The sequence below is a fragment of the Roseivirga thermotolerans genome, assembly GCF_014653175.1.
Lineage (GTDB): Bacteria > Bacteroidota > Bacteroidia > Cytophagales > Cyclobacteriaceae > Roseivirga > Roseivirga thermotolerans.
In genome coordinates, this window is sequence record NZ_BNAG01000002.1 from 730,884 (window position 1) to 748,103 (window position 17,220).

Consider the following 17,220-nt stretch of genomic DNA (forward strand, 5'->3'; position numbering starts at 1 on the left):
AGTTGTGTTTAGGCTACTACTTCACCAAAGAGTGTTGCAGCAGTACAGTCGTTCACCAATACGTTCACGTATTCGCCTTTTTTGTGGTTTCCTTTAGGAAAGATTACCACTTTGTTGGCGGTGTTTCTTCCTTGCAATTGCTCTTCAGAACGCTTCGAAGTTCCCTCGATCAACACTTTGTGTACTTTGCCCAAATCCAATTGGTTACGTTCCAAAGAGTGCTCTTGTTGTTTGGCAATAATTTCCTGAAGCCTTCTTTTTTTAGTTTCCAGCGGAATATCGTCTGCATATTTTTTGGCGGCTAGAGTGCCCGGCCGCTCTGAGTAAAAGAACATATAGGAGAAGTCGTACTTCACGTAGTCCATTAGCGAAAGTGTGTCCTGATGTTCTTCTTCAGTTTCTGAGCAGAACCCGGCAATCATATCGGATGAAATGCCACATTCTCGCCCCAATATGCTTCGAATAGCATCCACCCGATTGATGTACCACTCTCGGGTGTAAGTTCGGTTCATCAGTTCCAGAACTCTTGTATTGCCGCTTTGAGCGGGCAGGTGAATATATTTACAGATGTTCTCGTACTTTTTCATGGTGTAGAGAACTTCGTCTGTTATGTCTTTGGGGTGAGAGGTTGAGAATCGAACCCTCAGGTCGGGAGAAACCTTGGCTACCATTTCCAAAAGGTTGGCAAAGTTAATAACCTCTACTTTCTCACCTTTTTTCTCTTTCTTTTCTAACCAGGCTTTGTTGTTTTCGTTGGGCGACCATTTGTAGCTATCTACATTTTGCCCCAAAAGAGTTACTTCGCGATAGCCTTGGTTGAAGAGGTCTTGTGCTTCTTGCACAATAGAATGAGGATCACGACTTCTTTCTCTTCCGCGGGTGAAGGGAACTACGCAAAATGAACACATGTTGTCGCAACCTCTCATAATAGAGATGAAGGCCGTAACTCCATTTGAATTGAGACGAACAGGGGAGATGTCGGCATAGGTTTCTTCTCTCGAAAGAAAAGTATTCACTGCCTTAAGGCCGTCTTCGGCCGATTCTACAAGCTTTGGCAAGTCGCGATAGGCATCGGGTCCCACCACTACATCTACTATTTTTTCTTCCTCAAGCAGTTTGTCTTTCAATCGTTCGGCCATGCAACCCAATACTCCAATGGTCATGTTGGGCTTGCTTTTCTTTACAGCATTGAAGTGATTGAGCCTGTTACGAACGGTTTGTTCGGCCTTCTCACGTATGGAACAGGTATTGAGAAAGACCACATCGGCATTCTCAAAGTCAGAAGTAGTATCATACCCATTCTCCTTCATAATGGAGGTAACGATTTCACTATCTGCAAAATTCATCTGACAGCCATAGCTCTCTATATAGAGCTTTTTTGCTTTGCCGGTATTTTCCTCTTTAGAGGTTTTTACCGTTTCCATGGCTTCCTGACTGTTTCTGTCGACTATATCAATGTCTTGAATGATATTGCTCATACCTTTCCCTGCTCAGTTTTGAGGCGCAAATATAATCCTTTTCGGTGGGAATTGTGACAGATTGGCAGGAAACTCTGAGGCTCATTTAAGTAGGGCAGGGTAGAGCTCCGCTTGGCCGACCACGTATTTCTACGCGGCAGCATAACGCGTATTTTGTATCCTGTGTGGGGTATTTATTCTCTCTAATTTCGCATAGAACAAATTAACCTTAACATGAAAAACAAATTATTTGGCGGCATTTCGTGGGTGTTCTTTGCCTTGGTATGTCTTGCCTATTCATCTTGTGAAAAGAAAGTGGAGTTGCCAAAGTACACTTACTCGCTAAGCCTGGCTTTGAAACCTCAGCAAAATGCTCCGGCTTTGCAATCATTTGTACATGGAGTAGATGGTGACAATTGGTTGCTTTTTGCCGGACGTACCAATCAGGACTTAGATGATGGAGGTCTTCACGATCTCAATGGCAATTACACTTCTACCTCATTTGTGCCTTGGTCTTTCAATGAAAACATTCTGGTTTATAATGTGGCCACCGATAAGCTTCAGGGAATGTCTTTCGATGATATGGTAGCAAAAATTCAAGGATACAAAGCCAAAACCGGCTTACTGGCGGCTTTAAAGGCAAACGAAACCATTTTTAGAAATTCTAACCCTTTGGTAACACAGCAAGGCGAATATGTATATGTGTTAGGAGGCTATGGCACGCCCATAAACGATACGCAGAGTTCTGGTGCCTATGAAACCTTTAACCAATTGGCTCGGGTGCATGTGCCTTCTCTCATTAACCTGATAACCACCGATTCGCAAGAGGGCATTGACTGGAAGAACATATTTGCTTTTGGAGTGCCGGATACGCTGAGAAGTACCGGAGGAGAAATGCTAATGATTGGAGATTCGCTCTACGTAGCCGGAGGGCATAATTTTGGAAATAAGGCTTCTAATTTTCAGAAGTACCTGGACGGTGTTTTTCCTATGAAAATCACTAAAACGGACTCTTTCTCTTTAAAAGCAGCCTTGGGTGCTCCAATCTCCGACTTACCCGCAGCGTCTATAAGCAAGAGTTTTGCAGACAATAAGTCCACTTTTCGCAGACGAGATGGCCCAATAGTACCTGCATTGTTTAAGAATGGCAATGAACTAAATGCCGGCCTCACTTTTTACGGTGGTGTTTTTAAACCGGATAGTGTAGTCATAAAAGATAAGGATACCACGAGCTATTTATTGGCCTGGAACGATGCCATTTATGTGCACCCGGGTATAAAAGCCAATAATGCGGATACTTCGAGTGCTTATTATACTGTAGATTCAAAGTACTATCAGGCCAATCTTAATGTGTATTCCTGTGTAGATATAGAACTATACGATCCAAACACCAATACTGTAATTACCTTCTTGGTAGGGGGAATTGGGAACGGTAGCTATCAAGGGCCGGAAACTCTCTCGGAGTTTACCAACTCTTTGCTAAGCATTAGTTACGATGTAAATGGTAATTCTAGTACAAAGACTCAACTGAGTACCAATATATTTGGGACCACCAATTTTTATGGAGCTGAGTCGGCCTTTTTCTTTAAGAATGGGATCAATATTCCTACTGTAGAAGCTCTGCAGGGAGAAACAGAAGTGATTAATGCCGGTGCCCTGGAGTTTTCGAATAATGAAATTGAATTAGGTTACCTTTTTGGTGGCATTGAAGCTTTTGAAGGTGGCCCCGGTACTTATGGTCCGGGTAAGTCTTCTGCTTCTAATAAAATATGGAAAGTGACACTTTCCAGATCCAATAATTAATAGGGGTGAAACGGAAAGAGGCCTTGCTACAAAACAGTGTGGCGGCCTCTTTTTTTATTCTCCTTTCAGTATTCTGTGTAAGGCACTGGCTTTCAACAGGCATTCCTCATATTCGCTGGCCGAATCGGCATCATAAGTAATGGCACTACCTACCTGAAAAGAATAGACCCCACTTTGTGCATTAACAAACAGACTCCTGATAAGCACATTAAAATCAAAGTCTCCGTTGGGCTCAATATAGCCTGCTGCTCCTGAAAATGCACCCCTCTTGGTGTTTTCGTATTGCTCTATGAGTTGCATTACTTTAACCTTGGGAGCTCCCGTCATACTGCCCATGGGAAAGGCGTGCTTAATGGCATCTATGGAATCGACATCGGATCTCAGTTCAGCGACTACCGTGCTAATCATTTGATGTACCTGCTCAAAAGAGTAGAGGCCAAAAAGTTCTTCGACCTTAACCGTACCCGGTTTGGAGGTTCTGGCCAAATCATTCCGCACCAGGTCTACAATCATCATGTTTTCAGCAATTTCTTTTTCACTTGTGCGCAGTTGTTCTTTCAGTAGTTGATCTTCGGTTGTATTGGCCGAACGCGGCCGGGTGCCTTTGATGGGTTGCGAAATTATCTTTGTGCCTTCTTTTTTGAGGAAACGCTCCGGAGAAGCACAAACTATAAACTGATGATTGAACTTTTGAAGGCAGGAAAAGGGCTTGGGCGATATGGTGTTTAGCCTAAGGTAAGTGTCAACCGGATTCCAGTTTTGAACCGTTCCGTGAAACTCCTGGCAGAAATTAATTTCATAACAATCGCCCTCTTCAATGTGCTGTCTCAGTCGGTCTACTGTGTCTATGTATTGCTCTCTGGTAATGGAAGCTTGTGGTGAAGTAAAAATGCTGGCCGAATCGATTTTGTCGGTTAGTGCAATTTCTTCAGTTAAAGAAGGCTTCTCGGAGACAATGCGCAATCCGTCATCTTCAAAAAAAATGAGGTGCTCCGGCTCAAAGAAGGCTAATGGTTCAAATGCCAGCCGGTCGGTATTGTGGCTTTGCAGGTCTTCGATCTCATTCTTTAAATCATAACCAAGAAAACCAAAAAGCCATCGGCCGGGAGCCAAATGCCTGAGTTGCTCAAAGTAATTGTTTTTGGTTCCGAAAACCGACTTGCTACCCACAGCAAGTACATGCCTGAATCCGTCATGGGGATAGGCAATGCCATTGTTTTGGTGGTAAGAGAAATAAGCAAATTGGTTGGCCCAGCGCAGGCAATCTTCAGTCCATTGCTGCCGGTTTCTGTCTCTATATGGAATAAAGTAGGTCAAGCCAAAGTTTTGGCAAAAATGCGCAAAGCTGGGAGTATAAAAAAAGAGACACTCTTAAAAGTGAGCCTACTGTAAGTCTACTTGTCGTAGAAGAAGGCCTCTTCAAGAGTGTCTCCGGTCATGAATGTAGTAATACCTTATTCCATAGTATTGTTACCTGAACCGGCTTCTAGTTCAAAGCCCACGTTTACGGTATTGTAAATAAAATCGTCTTTTAGCTTTTCGGCCAGTGAAGCTCTTTCCTTAAACTTGAGACCCCATTCGGTGCGGTCAATGTTAAAGTTGGCAACGGCTTTTACAACACCATTTTCAATCTTTACTGAGGCCGGGAAAGAAATGTTTTTGGTAGTCCCTCTCATGGTAAGGTTTCCGGAAATGATATGCGTTGGGTTTTCAACCATAATCTCGCTCAATGATGCCGGAGTATATTCTGTTTCGGGCTCATCAAGATCGGCCTGCAAAGCGTTGGCATCGTATGCTCTGGCTCCGGTAATCTCAAAGGTTGCCGTGGGGTGATTAGCGGCATCAAAGAAGTCGTCAGACATTAGGTGACCCTTCAACTTGGCATTCCACTCAGAGTCGGACGGCAAGTCCAATACCTCTAAAGAATTAATGTCTATGGTAAAAGAACCGCCAACAACTTCCTGACCTTTCAGCAAAACCTCACCTTCGGTAACAGCAATGGTGCCATTGTGTTTGCCGGCAGGCTTGCTGCCAATCCACGTAATCACACTTTTTTCGGTATTTACAGGTACCACGGTAGCATCAGTAGATGAAGCTACTTCCTTCGCTTCAGAGGTTTCTACCGTGTCGCTGCTTTTTGAGCCACAGGCTACAGTAAAAGCAGCCAAAATAGCTAGTGCAAGTGTTGATTTGAAAATCTTCATTTTAGTCTTTAATTATCAGTTTAACTTTGTTTCTGTTTTGCGATTATCATAACCGATAATCTCATGGTTTGTTTTGAATCTGATTGCAAAACTGATAAGAGTCTCTGAAAGTTCAATGTATATACATATAAATTTTTTATGGCACTAATAAAAGGAGTTAAAGGCAAGCGACCGGAAATAGATAATAGCTGTTGGATGGCGGATAATGCCACTGTGGTGGGTGATGTTAAAATGGCAGCCCATTGCAATGTTTGGTTCAATGCGGTGATCAGGGGAGACGTGTGCTCAGTAGAAATGGGAGAGAATTGCAATGTGCAGGATGGAGCCGTTATTCACGGAACTCTAAATCTTTCGAAGACTGTAATGGGTAAAAATGTGTCCATAGGCCACAACGCTATTGTACACGGATGCACCATTGAAGACAATGTGCTTATTGGTATGGGAGCCATTGTTATGGACAATGCCGTGATAAAGTCTGGAGCTATGGTAGCAGCCGGAGCAGTGGTATTGGCCAATACGGTGGTAGAAGCTAATTCTGTTTATGCGGGTACCCCGGCAAAAAAAGTGAAAGAGGTAGACGAGCGATTGAGAAAGGTAATAGAGAATACTCCTGAGAATTATAAAATGTATACCACCTGGATAGAAGACTAGGGCGGGTATCTTCGAAAATTCTTCTATCTTCAAACATGATTCGTAAACCCCAGGTGGGTGAGTATAATGAGTTTTATGCTACCTACATCAGTAAGATAGAAGGCGATAATATGATGAAGTTGCTCAGAGAGCAGCTTACGGGTTTTTCTTCATTCTTAAGTGCCATTTCCGAAGAAACTTCGGAGTACGCCTATGCTCCGGGAAAGTGGAGCATTAAAGGGGTGTTGGCGCATATCAATGATGTAGAACGAATTTTTGCATACAGGGCTCTGTGCATAGCCAGAGGAGAAAAGACACCCTTACCGGGTATGGATGAAAACGAGTATCAGGCCGCCAGCCCTTATAAGATTAGAACTTTTTCAAGCCTTACCGATGAGTTCGTAGCCATACGCACGGCCACGCTCTATTTGTTCGAAGATATGCCGGAGTCCGATACCCTGAAAGTAGGAACAGCCTCCGGTCATCCTGTTAGTGTAAGAGCACTGGCAGCCATGATTTACGGACATTGCGAGCATCATCGGGGCATCATCCAAAACAGATACCTCTAATGTTTATTGTCGATCCTCACAAAGAATATCAGAAACAAACCGAATCGAGAATGATTATTCGGTTTCAAGATTGCGATCCGCTTCGGCATCTCAACAACGCAAAGTATTTCGATTATTTTTTCAACGCCCGCGAAGATCAGGTACCTAAACTCTACGGAGTGGAAATAATGGATCTGATCAAATCATACGAAGCTTTTTGGGTGGTGTACAATCATCATATTGCCTACCTTAAGCCGGCCAATTTGGGCGAGTGGGTGCGTATAATCACGCGTCTTATCCATTTCGATGACAATACCATTGTAGTAGAATATCTGATGACAGACGATTACAAAAGTCATCTGAAAACACTCATGTGGACCACCTTTAAATACGTGGGAATGAATACAAGCCGCACAACGGTGCATTCCGATGAAGTAAAAGCCTATCTTAGGGCCATGCTTTATGGGCAAATCGATTATCATCCGGCACATTTCGATGACCGCGTGAAAAACATCAAGTCGGCCCTACAAAGTAATCTTTGATTTTCAAGAAAAAACATTTACATTATTTCTATAACTATTAATAAACAATTTAGATTTTATGCATTCCAATCAAGGTTTTGACCCTCAGGAAATTGAAGAGCTAAAGAAGGAAATGGCTGAACTGGGGCAATCCTATGTGGTGATCGATTCCGAAGACAATTCCGATGACTTCATGAACTTTTATTTTGTGGGTAAATACGAAGGCAAAGAAGTGATTTACGATGCCGTTATCTACACCCTCAAGCTTCAGCACAGCAGTGAAATATACGAGTTGGCAGAACACAAGGTGGCTCAAAAATTCCCGAACTATAAAAGCATAGTTTACGAAGAAGATGAGAATGGAGACATTGAGCCATTGAATGATGAAGAGGAGGAGATTGGCTTATACATGACCGAAGTAATGGACGAGCTGGAAGAAGACGAGGCTGTTAAAGTTCAGGAGCATGTAGATGTAGACCCAAACATTGACTATGGCATTGGCCTGGATGTGGGGCTACATGTAGATAAAATTACCCCTCAGGTAATAGAGAAATTCATCAAAGAATTTAATGATGATACGCTCAAGCTCGATCCGACTCACTACTCCTTTCAGTTCGATGATGAAGCCTAATGAATAATTAGCAAAAACGGCAGGAGAGTAGCTTCGTATTTTTCGCCAAAGATTGAAAATGAGAAAGCTTACTATTGTAATCATAGCATTGCTCTGTGTGACCTTGGGGTACGCGCAGAGCAATTTTAATGTAAAGGAACTCCGAAATAATTTACAGAAAGAGCTGGATAGCCTGATCGCTCAACACGAAACACCCGGTGTTACTTATGCTGTGGTGTTGCCCAACAATGAGCTCATTTCGCTGGCAGCAGGCTGGGCCGATAGAGAAAATGGTGTTGCCATGACCCCCACCCACAAAATGCTTGGTGGCAGTACGGGTAAAGTATTCTATTCAGTGGTGGTAATGCAGCTGGTGAGCGAAGGTAAAATACAGCTCGATGTTCCCATTCAGCAGTACTTGGCCGGGTACGATTGGTTCAAACGCTTGCCCAATGCCCAAAATCTTACCATGAGAAGTTTGTTGAGGCATGAAAGTGGAATTCCCCGCTACGTGTTTAAGGAGCAGTTTCAGGCCGATGTGCTCAAAGATGCCGATAAGGTTTGGGAACCCAAAGAACTGCTGGCCTATGTGTTTGACGATGAGCCTTTATTTTCCGTTGGTGAAGGTTTTGCGTATTCCGATACCAATTACATCATTGCTGCCATGGTGGTAGAATCCGTTACCGGTAGAACCCTTTACCAGGAAACCATGGATCGAGTGGTGAAGAAGGCAGGGCTTAAATTTGTTGAACCGCAAGACAAGCGAACGTACAATGGACTGGCACAAGGATACAACGAAGACGATCCCTTTTTTCCCGGCCTTGCCTTAGATGAACAAGGCCGAAGCCGATATAACTGGCAATTCGAATGGGCCGGAGGTGGCTTGGTAATTACCTCTCAAGACCTGGCCATTTTGGCAAAGCAGATATACGAAGGTAAAATGTTCAATCCGGACTTACTACCAGAGTATTTCAATGGAAGAGATGCTGCGGAATTGGGTGGTCAATGGGGCCTTGGTGTGCACATAAGAAACAGCCCCTATGGAAAGATTTATGGGCATAGTGGCTTTATGCCGGGCTATATAACCAACATGTTCTACTTTGTGGAAGACGGTTTTGCCATTTGCTATCAAATTAATGGTTCGGCTGCCAAATACAGAAGTATTATGCGCGACTTACCACGATTAACAGCAATTGTTAAGGAAAGTATTCAGAACTAAAAACAACTGGGCGTACTTTTGATTTTTAAGTGATGTGTATGCTTAAAATTGCCTGGTCAGAAGTTTACGCCCATTCGTTGCCTCCCAACCATCGGTTTCCGATGGAAAAGTACAACCTGTTGCCCGAGCAGCTGATCTATGAAGGCACCATCAAAGAAGAGAATCTCTTTGCTCCTCAGCCTTTGCAGGAAGCCCAGGTACTTCGCACCCACGAAGCCGACTATTGGAAAAAGCTCAAAACCCTGAGCCTTTCCCGAAAAGAAGAGCGCAAAACGGGCTTTCCTCTCTCTGAGGCCTTGGTAAAAAGAGAAGTAACCATTATGAATGGTACGGTACAGGCGGCTCTTTTTGCCCTCCAACATGGGGTGGCCATGAATATTGCAGGTGGTACTCACCATGCCTTTACCAATAGGGGCGAAGGGTTCTGTCTGCTCAATGATATAGCCATTGCAGCCCATTACCTCTTAGACGAGCAACTGGCACGGCAGGTTTTAGTAGTAGATCTGGATGTACACCAAGGCAATGGCACAGCTCAGATTTTTAGAGAGGAACCTCGGGTTTTTACTTTCAGCATGCATGGAGAACGTAACTATCCGATGCATAAGGAGCAGTCAGACCTGGATGTTGATTTGCCCGATGGCACTGACGACAGCAGCTATTTAAGGCTGCTCGACAGGCACTTGAAAGAACTAATGGATAGGGTGCAGCCCAATTTTGTTTTCTTTCAATCGGGAGTAGATGTATTAGCTACCGATAAGCTCGGAAGGTTGGTCATGACTATCGAAGGCTGTAAACAGCGAGACCGTTTGGTACTAGAAACCTGCAAGCAACAGCGTGTGCCACTTGTGGCCAGTATGGGAGGAGGGTATTCCGAACGCATTGCCCATATTGTCGAAGCTCATGCCAATACCTACAGGTTGGCTCAAGAGATTTTCTTTTAAGGTTTTGTTGAAGGCTATAGCCCGGTGTGATGGTATTTTTTCACCCTGTGCGAGGTATCGCTTAAATAATTCAATAGCCAATTCACACCAAATCATTTACTTTGCGTTAACAAAGTTTAAAGCAATCTGTCTTTTAACAATCCTTGCACAATAGCATATTGAACGTGCGAAACTCAACGAAATTCATGCGAAACCGCTGTTATTATATACTTCTGTTAGCTTTTCTCTCACTCCTGGCCAAAGCGCAAGAGCCCAATCATTTAAAAATCGACAGCCTCAATTCCTCTTACGATGAGCACAGCCCGGTGCTTAGCCCTGACGGGCAGACACTTTACTTTACCCGTGTGGGCCACGCGGCCAATATTGGTGGAGTGCTGGACCGAGGAGATATTTGGTTAAGTCGAAAGACAAAGTCGGGCTGGTCGCGCCCCGAACATGCCGGTAAAACCATTAATCATCCCGGTTTAAATGGAGTTGTGGGTTTTAGTGCCGATGGGCAGCGTATGTATTTACTTAATTATTTTGATCCGAATGGCAATGGCGGAGGCAATATGCGCAACGGCATAGCTGTTTCGCGGCTCGAGAATGGAGAATGGTCTACTCCCGAAAGGCTGAGAATTAGCTATTTCTCAAACGACTCACCGCATATAAGTGCCACCATCAACCCCGAAGAAACGGTGTTGATTATGGCCATTCGTTCCTATGAGTCCGAAGGAAACGAGGATTTGTATGTGTCTTTTAAGCAAGCCGATGGCGAGTGGAGCCAGCCGGAGAATTTAGGCAATACCATCAACACCTATGGAGAAGAGTGGTCGCCATTTTTAGCAGCCGATAATGAAACTCTATACTTTAGTTCCAACGCTCATGGTGGCTTTGGCGGTAGAGACATTTTTATGAGTAAGAGACTCAATGGTTCATGGAAAGATTGGTCTAAGCCCACCAATCTGGGAGGAGCCATTAATACAAAAGGCACAGAGCGAGACTATTTCATACCTGCCTCAGGTACAATGGCTTTTTTCTCCAGCACCCAAAATAGCGAAGGCTACGGAGATATTTTCAACTTTCCGTTGAGTCAGGAGGAAAAAGCCTTTCAGCAGATTGAGGCCGAGGTTGATGAACCTCAAGTTGAAACGGAGATTGTTCCGGAAAAAGAAAAGTCCATTGTGGTAATGACCTTTCAGGTATTAGACAAGCGCACCGAACAACCTGTAGATGCTCAGGTAAAGTTTACTTATGGCGATAAAGAGATAACTTTAAAAACGGCCGATATAGATTCGGAAAATAAACACTTTGTTCTCTCACTTGAGGAGGGTGCCAATGTGTATGTAGCTATCGAAGCGGAGGGCTTTCTCAAATACCAGGAAACATTTGTGGCCAATGCCAGTGTGCAGGGAGTAGGTAATGAGTTTGGTGGTTCTACAGTTGAAACCTTTTACCTAACGCCTGAAGAAGTGGGTACGAAAGTTAAAATCGAAAATGTACTGTTTAACCGAGCATCTTCTTCTTTTGCCAATCCTGAAGTTGCCATGAAGCAGCTGGATCAGATTGTACAAATGATGAAGTCTAACCCGGGAATGGCCATTCGGCTAGAAGGTCATACGGATAACAGAGGAGACGCCAAACTGCTCAAAGAACTCTCCGTGGAACGCGTTAAGCGAGTTCGTGATTACCTGATAGACAAAGGGATAGAGGCCGGCCGTGTAGAGTACGTAGGCTACGGAGGTGAACAACCGCTTACTGATAATGACAGTGCCACAGGTCGGGAAATTAACCGCAGGGTAGAGTTTGTAATTATTCGTTGAAAGCTTCGCCAAAAAACGGAAGCATCATTTCCTGAGGAATACGACAAGGTTTCATGGAGGCCTTCTTTAAGAGGCACCATTCGGAAGAAGATTGAACCAGGAGTGCATTGGTTTCTTCATTAAAAATGCGAACCTGACGTATAGATTTGGCGCCTTCAAAAGAGTGTACATGGGTTTTAACCAGAAGTCTATCTCCCAAAAAGGCCGGACGTTTGTATTCAATATGATGGCTCAAAGCCACCCACACATGGTCAGTCAACCACTGATTCAGAGCATTGTGCTCCCAGTGTGCTTTAGCCACATCTTGTACCCACTGCAGGTATTGCACATTGTTCACGTGTTCCATTTCGTCCAGGTGGCTACTCCTGACGACTATTCTAAGTTCAAATAACTGGGCTTTGAGCATGGCACAAGATAGAGAATTCGCTTTTGACTGAACAAAACTATCAGGGCTTGGTTTTCTTCATAAATCCATCTCAACTTGCAACAGGTATTTACGGATATTCCGACCAAAACATCGGTAGAGCAAAAGATAGTGGCCCTTTTGCATGAGGGCGATAAACAGTCTGTCCGGCTCATTTTTAAACACTATGGGGTGGTTCTGCTCAATGTAATTCAACGAGTAGTAGGGAATAGAGCCATGTCTGAAGAAGTGTTGCAGCAGGTGTTGCTGAAGGTTTGGCAAAATGCCCAATCGTACAATGCTCAAAAAGCAGGGCTATACTCTTGGTTGGTGGCTATTAGTAGAAATGCTGCCCTGGATCAGCGAAAGACCAAAGATTTTAAGTTAACCCAAGCCTCTCGCGATGCGCTGGAAGTAATGGCTTTAGAGAACAAGGCCGATGCTTCGAACAGTATAGATAAAATGGTTACCGAGCAGTTGTTAGAGCAACTGTCCGATCACTACCAAATATTGATAAAAATGTCGTTTTTTGAGGGATATTCGCATCAGGAGATTTCCGACACACTCAATATTCCTCTAGGTACGGTAAAGACAAGAATTAGAATGGCTTTAAAACAACTGAGAGCTATTATCTAAATGGATGTGCAAAAATACATAGCGTCTGGTGTGCTGGAGGCCTATTGGGCTGGTGAGTTGAACGAGCAAGAAATGCGCGAGGTAGAAGCTATGGCCAGTCAGCACCCCGAAGTGAAGCAAGAGCTGGAAGAATTGAGAGAAGCACTTAATGAATTTGCGGCAATGAAAGATGCGTTGCCCGATGAAGATGTACTCAATGAAGCCATGAAAGAGGTAGAAGAAAGTGAGCAAAACCGATTTTGGGAAGTTTTGTCTGAAGACGATCGCAGCTTTGTAAAAAGGGCTAAATTTTCTCTTTGGGCCGTAGCGGCCACTATACTTTTATTGATTAGCCTAGGCTTTAATTTTTACTTTTTTGGACAGTTTCAGCAAGCCAGAGAAGAACTGGCTCAAGCCAAAGTAGAAAGCCAGCAGCTAGCCCAACAAATATCCGATACCCGGGAAAACCTGGAGTATGCCCAATTGCGCATTGCTCACTTTCTAAATGAAGATAATATTCATGTGAGGATGGAGGGAGAGGATATTTCGCCCGAGTCTTATGCCAATGTATTCTGGAACAAGAAAACTAATGCCGTCTTCATTAGTGTAGATAATTTACCGGAACCACCGCATGGTCATCAGTACCAGCTTTGGGCAATTAAGCCTGGTCAACCCCCTATAGATGCCGGAATCTTTGATCATAATCAACTTGTTCAGGAGTTAAAGGTAGTAAAAGGCAAGGTGCAGGCTTTTGCTGTTACGCTCGAAAAAGAGGGGGGTAGCCCGGTGGCTACTGTCGACAAAACCTACGTGAAAGGCTTTTTACAGGCCGGCTAAATCTTTTGGCTCCAATAATTCATCTGGTCTATTTCTACCTAACTAATTTTTTTAAATTCTAAGTGACTGATTATTAGATATTTAAAATTTCTTGTTTAATTTTTTAGAAAAAATATTAAACACAAAAATCCATTCAGGTAAGTGAGGTCGTAACTGGGATAGAAAACAACAACAAATAACTATCCGAATTATGAAAACACAGAGATTAATGAAAGTAGTACTGGGTGCATTTTTGTTTCTTACCTGCATGACAGGCCAAACCCAAGCTCAAACCAAAGACATCGTAGATATGGCCGCAGGCAACGAAAATCTTTCCACGTTGGTGGCTGCAGTAAAGGCTGCAGGTCTGGTTGAGACCCTGAAAGGGGATGGCCCTTTTACCGTATTTGCTCCAACCAACGAAGCCTTTGCAGCGTTACCTGACGGCACATTGGAAATGTTGCTGAAACCTGAAAACAAAGACAAACTGATAGCCATTCTCACCTACCATGTGGTAGCAGCAAAAGTGATGTCTACCGATTTGTCCAATGGTCAGAAGGCAAAAACGGTTCAGGGCGAACAAGTATCGGTTATGATTAATAATGGCCGAGTGATGATTAGCGGAGCACAGGTAGTAGTGGCCGATGTAAAAGCTTCTAACGGGGTAGTACACGTTATCAATAAAGTAATACTACCACCTAGTATGAAATAAAGACTCACGGGCTTAGTAGAGGCAGAGTTCGAAGCATTTGTCAACGGTATAGCCAAGATGAAAGCAAGTTGAGCGGCAGGTGCGTAAAGAACCTGCCTCTTTTTGTTTATGCCCTCAACCACTTTTAGGTTTTGAAGCTAAGGGAGCAATGCTTAACATTGGCATATGAAGGTAATCGAATGTCCGAGAGATGCCATGCAGGGAATAAATGAGTTTATTCCTACTCAGAAGAAAACTGACTACATCAATGAGTTGCTGAAGGTGGGGTTCGACACTATAGATTTTGGAAGCTTTGTTTCTCCTAAGGCGATTCCTCAGATGCGAGATACTGCCCAAGTGTTAGAAGGGCTTCACTTGTCAAGCACTACCTCTAAGTTGTTGGCCATTGTGGCCAACCTTAGAGGAGCCACCGATGCTGTTAGCTTTGAAGCCATAAGTTATCTGGGATTTCCGTTGTCAATTTCAGAAACCTTTCAGCAACGCAATACCAACAAAAGCATAGGGGAGGCCCTGACCCAATTGGCCGAAATTCAGAACCTGTGTGTTAAGCATAATAGAGTACTCGTTACCTATATATCAATGGGCTTTGGTAACCCATATAATGAGCCGTTCAATGAAGAAATTGTTTCGGCCTTTGTAGAGAAGCTTGCCAATCTTGATATTAGAATAATTAGTTTATCTGATACCATTGGAGTTGCTGAACCACAGGTAATTAAACGTATTTTTAAAAATAGTATAACCGCCTACCCAACTATAGAATTTGGAGCACATTTTCACTCCACTCCGCAAACGGCCAGGGAAAAAATAATAGCTGCATTAGAGTCCGGGTGTCAGCGCTTCGACTCGGCCATAAAGGGTTTTGGAGGTTGCCCTATGGCCAAAGATGAACTTACGGGAAACATCGCTACCGAGGTGTTGTTAGAGACACTCGGAGAAAGAGGGGTTGCTCCCGCCTTTAATCAAGAAGCTTTCGACCGCTCATTAATAAAAAGCCTGGAGGTATTTCCGTCATGAAGAAAGTAAGCCTTGTTATAATGATACTCGCCTGTAGTGCGAGTGTAGGCCTTGCACAAAAGAGTCTGAATAGAAGCATGGGAGGTTTAAGCTACGGCAGCCCGGAGCAGGTAGGTATAAACGGAGAAGTGCTCAGTAGGGAAATTGAGCGAATAATTACTCAAGCCATAGACTCTATGGCATTTCCGGGAGCTCAGGTACTGCTGGCCAAAGGAGGCGTTATATTTTATCAGGGAACCTTCGGATATCATACCTATGACAGCTTACAGCCTGTGCAACCCACCGATCTGTACGATCTGGCTTCGGTTACTAAAGTTACGGCAGCAACTCTTGCGCTCATGAAACTCTACGATGACGGTTTGTTTGACTTAGATAAAACGTTTAGCCATTACTTTCCAAGAATTGCTCGCGGAGCTAAGAAAGACTTAACCATGCGCGAAATATTGGCCCATCAGGCAGGACTTAAGGCATGGATTCCTTACTGGTCAGAGTCGCAACGAAAGAATGGCAAGTGGCGCTGGAATACCGTTAAAACCGACTCTTCCAGGCGTTTTCCTCATCGGTTGGAGGGAACAGACCTATGGTTGCACAAGAATTTTAAAGAAAGGAAAATATATAAGGCCATTAGAAAATCAGAAGTAAGCGAAGAGAAGAAGTACCTGTATTCCGGATTGGTATTTTACCTTTTTCCTGACTTGGTGGAGAGGCTTACGGGAGAGCCATTTGATGAATACCTGAGAAAACACTTCTATGAGCCTCTTGGAGCGGAAACACTCGGTTTTAATCCATTGAACCGCTTTCCTTCTGAACGCATTGTGCCTACCGAGAAGGATACTTTTTTCCGAAAAACACAACTGCATGGAGTAGTGCACGATGAGGGTGCGGCCATGATGTTGGGTGTATCGGGAAATGCTGGCTTGTTTAGTAATGCCCACGATTTGGCCAAGGTGTATCAAATGTTGCTGAATGGCGGAGAATACGAGGGGAAAACCTATTTAAGCACTGCTACAATAGAGGAATTTACAAGAGTACAATTTCCGGAAAACGGCAATCGAAGAGGACTAGGTTTTGACAAGCCCTTGTTAGAATACAACGAACGAATTAGTAGTGTGGCGAGAGGGGCCATGCCTTCCAGTTATGGGCATACGGGCTATACTGGTACACTGGTTTGGGCCGACCCTGACTACGACTTGCTCTTTATCTTTTTATCGAACCGAGTATTTCCAACCCGAAACAACAGTAAGATATACAATTTAAATGTGAGACCTTCTATTCACAACTTGGTGTACGAGCTGTTGCGAATTGCTGATGGTACCTATACCATCGGTACCCATTGGAACTAATCAGTCAGCGTAGTAGGAGATAAGAATATCTCTTTTGTGTAAAGTATCTAGTACCACCGGTAAAGTTTCTTGTAGTCTTTGAAGAATCTTTTTACAGTTTTTCTGGTGTATTTGAGGTTGCTCCTGAAGTCTCTATACCCTTCAAGCTCATCTAACTGCAGGAAGATATTTATACCGTCAAGATTTAAGCTTCTGCCACACATGGACGCACTCTGTTGTCCTTTAAACACATTGCTAAAAATATACCAGGTCTGACCAATTTCAAACCCAAGAGAGCAAGACGTGTTTTGACTGTCGGTTCTGATTTCAATGAGATCCTTGTCTGCGTTAAAAAGATCTTCATCGACACGAAAAGTGATGATTACCTTCCATTCGTTGTCCGGTATTTTTTCTACGGAAGCAACAGTACCTATGAAAACAGATGTGGAGTCGGTGAGCATGGCTTTTTTTAAAGGCTTGGCTTTAGAACAACTGCAAGCAAGGGAGGTTGAGTTTAAAGAAACCAGAAGAAGAATGATTAAGGATGTCCGCACGTATTAGAAACAATCAGTACGAGTCAAACCAGTATTATCTTAGGGAAGA

The 17,220-nt window shown here is 43.7% G+C and carries 18 protein-coding genes; 13 read left to right on the forward strand and 5 right to left on the reverse strand.

All coding sequences use genetic code 11. The features are described from left to right. Positions 1 to 8 precede the first annotated feature (8 nt). On the reverse strand, positions 9 to 1,478 hold the full coding sequence (miaB, locus tag IE164_RS09155; RefSeq protein WP_189629911.1) for a tRNA (N6-isopentenyl adenosine(37)-C2)-methylthiotransferase MiaB: 1,470 nt from the start codon (positions 1,476 to 1,478) through the stop codon (positions 9 to 11). Between the two features lie 213 nt (positions 1,479 to 1,691). On the opposite strand from miaB, the gene IE164_RS09160 reads away from it, so the two are divergent. Further along, complete coding sequence (locus IE164_RS09160) at positions 1,692 to 3,260, forward strand: hypothetical protein (RefSeq protein ID WP_189629912.1); 1,569 nt, start codon at positions 1,692 to 1,694, stop codon at positions 3,258 to 3,260. A 54-nt stretch (positions 3,261 to 3,314) separates the two neighbouring features. On the opposite strand, the gene IE164_RS09165 is transcribed toward IE164_RS09160, so the two are convergent. After that, a complete protein-coding gene (locus IE164_RS09165) occupies positions 3,315 to 4,577 on the reverse strand; it encodes an anthranilate synthase component I family protein (RefSeq protein WP_229838600.1) in 1,263 nt (420 codons plus the stop codon). 137 nt (positions 4,578 to 4,714) lie between these two features. Further along, the gene (locus IE164_RS09170; RefSeq protein ID WP_189629913.1) at positions 4,715 to 5,464 is read right to left on the reverse strand and encodes a YceI family protein; all 750 of its coding nucleotides are present in this window, start codon (positions 5,462 to 5,464) and stop codon (positions 4,715 to 4,717) included. A gap of 138 nt (positions 5,465 to 5,602) precedes the next feature. On the opposite strand from IE164_RS09170, the gene IE164_RS09175 reads away from it, so the two are divergent. The 7 genes from IE164_RS09175 (at position 5,603) to IE164_RS09205 (ending at position 11,735) form a co-directional block, all read left to right on the forward strand. Beyond that, positions 5,603 to 6,115 carry a gamma carbonic anhydrase family protein gene (locus IE164_RS09175; protein ID WP_189629914.1) on the forward strand — a complete coding sequence of 171 codons (513 nt, stop codon included), beginning with the start codon at positions 5,603 to 5,605 and terminating at the stop codon, positions 6,113 to 6,115. Positions 6,116 to 6,150: 35 nt separating this feature from the next. Beyond that, entirely contained in the window at positions 6,151 to 6,663 is a 513-nt protein-coding gene (locus IE164_RS09180; RefSeq protein ID WP_189629915.1) for a DinB family protein, read from the forward strand. After that, a complete protein-coding gene (locus tag IE164_RS09185) occupies positions 6,663 to 7,184 on the forward strand; it encodes an acyl-CoA thioesterase (RefSeq protein WP_189629916.1) in 522 nt (173 codons plus the stop codon). The genes IE164_RS09180 and IE164_RS09185 overlap by 1 nt, the downstream gene beginning before the upstream one ends. A 58-nt stretch (positions 7,185 to 7,242) precedes the next feature. Further along, positions 7,243 to 7,794 (forward strand): hypothetical protein, encoded by a 552-nt coding sequence (locus IE164_RS09190; RefSeq protein ID WP_189629917.1) that lies wholly within the window; start codon positions 7,243 to 7,245, stop codon positions 7,792 to 7,794. Between the two features lie 58 nt (positions 7,795 to 7,852). Beyond that, positions 7,853 to 8,992: a serine hydrolase domain-containing protein gene (locus IE164_RS09195; RefSeq protein ID WP_189629918.1), complete on the forward strand. Its 1,140-nt coding sequence runs from the start codon at positions 7,853 to 7,855 to the stop codon at positions 8,990 to 8,992. A gap of 38 nt (positions 8,993 to 9,030) precedes the next feature. Further along, a complete protein-coding gene (locus IE164_RS09200) occupies positions 9,031 to 9,933 on the forward strand; it encodes a histone deacetylase family protein (protein ID WP_189629919.1) in 903 nt (300 codons plus the stop codon). A gap of 185 nt (positions 9,934 to 10,118) precedes the next feature. Continuing rightward, positions 10,119 to 11,735, forward strand: coding sequence for an OmpA family protein (locus tag IE164_RS09205; RefSeq protein WP_189629920.1), 1,617 nt, complete (start codon positions 10,119 to 10,121; stop codon positions 11,733 to 11,735). Here the strand turns inward: IE164_RS09205 and IE164_RS09210 are convergent. Next, positions 11,725 to 12,141, reverse strand: coding sequence for an acyl-CoA thioesterase (locus IE164_RS09210; RefSeq protein WP_189629921.1), 417 nt, complete (start codon positions 12,139 to 12,141; stop codon positions 11,725 to 11,727). The genes IE164_RS09205 and IE164_RS09210 overlap by 11 nt on opposite strands. A gap of 75 nt (positions 12,142 to 12,216) precedes the next feature. Here IE164_RS09210 and IE164_RS09215 point away from each other — a divergent pair, with 75 nt between their 5' ends. The 5 genes from IE164_RS09215 (at position 12,217) to IE164_RS09235 (ending at position 16,638) form a co-directional block, all read left to right on the forward strand. Then, the gene (locus IE164_RS09215) at positions 12,217 to 12,774 is read left to right on the forward strand and encodes an RNA polymerase sigma factor (RefSeq protein ID WP_189629922.1); all 558 of its coding nucleotides are present in this window, start codon (positions 12,217 to 12,219) and stop codon (positions 12,772 to 12,774) included. Between the two features lie 6 nt (positions 12,775 to 12,780). Next, entirely contained in the window at positions 12,781 to 13,590 is an 810-nt protein-coding gene (locus tag IE164_RS09220) for an anti-sigma factor (RefSeq protein ID WP_189629923.1), read from the forward strand. Positions 13,591 to 13,798: 208 nt separating this feature from the next. Then, a complete protein-coding gene (locus IE164_RS09225; RefSeq protein WP_373298982.1) occupies positions 13,799 to 14,281 on the forward strand; it encodes a fasciclin domain-containing protein in 483 nt (160 codons plus the stop codon). Between the two features lie 165 nt (positions 14,282 to 14,446). After that, positions 14,447 to 15,295 carry a hydroxymethylglutaryl-CoA lyase gene (locus tag IE164_RS09230; RefSeq protein ID WP_189629925.1) on the forward strand — a complete coding sequence of 283 codons (849 nt, stop codon included), beginning with the start codon at positions 14,447 to 14,449 and terminating at the stop codon, positions 15,293 to 15,295. A 20-nt stretch (positions 15,296 to 15,315) separates the two neighbouring features. Next, entirely contained in the window at positions 15,316 to 16,638 is a 1,323-nt protein-coding gene (locus IE164_RS09235) for a serine hydrolase domain-containing protein (protein ID WP_189629926.1), read from the forward strand. A 47-nt stretch (positions 16,639 to 16,685) separates the two neighbouring features. On the opposite strand, the gene IE164_RS09240 is transcribed toward IE164_RS09235, so the two are convergent. Further along, positions 16,686 to 17,078, reverse strand: a complete 393-nt coding sequence (locus IE164_RS09240) for a hypothetical protein (RefSeq protein WP_189629927.1) — start codon at positions 17,076 to 17,078, stop codon at positions 16,686 to 16,688. Positions 17,079 to 17,220 lie beyond the last annotated feature (142 nt).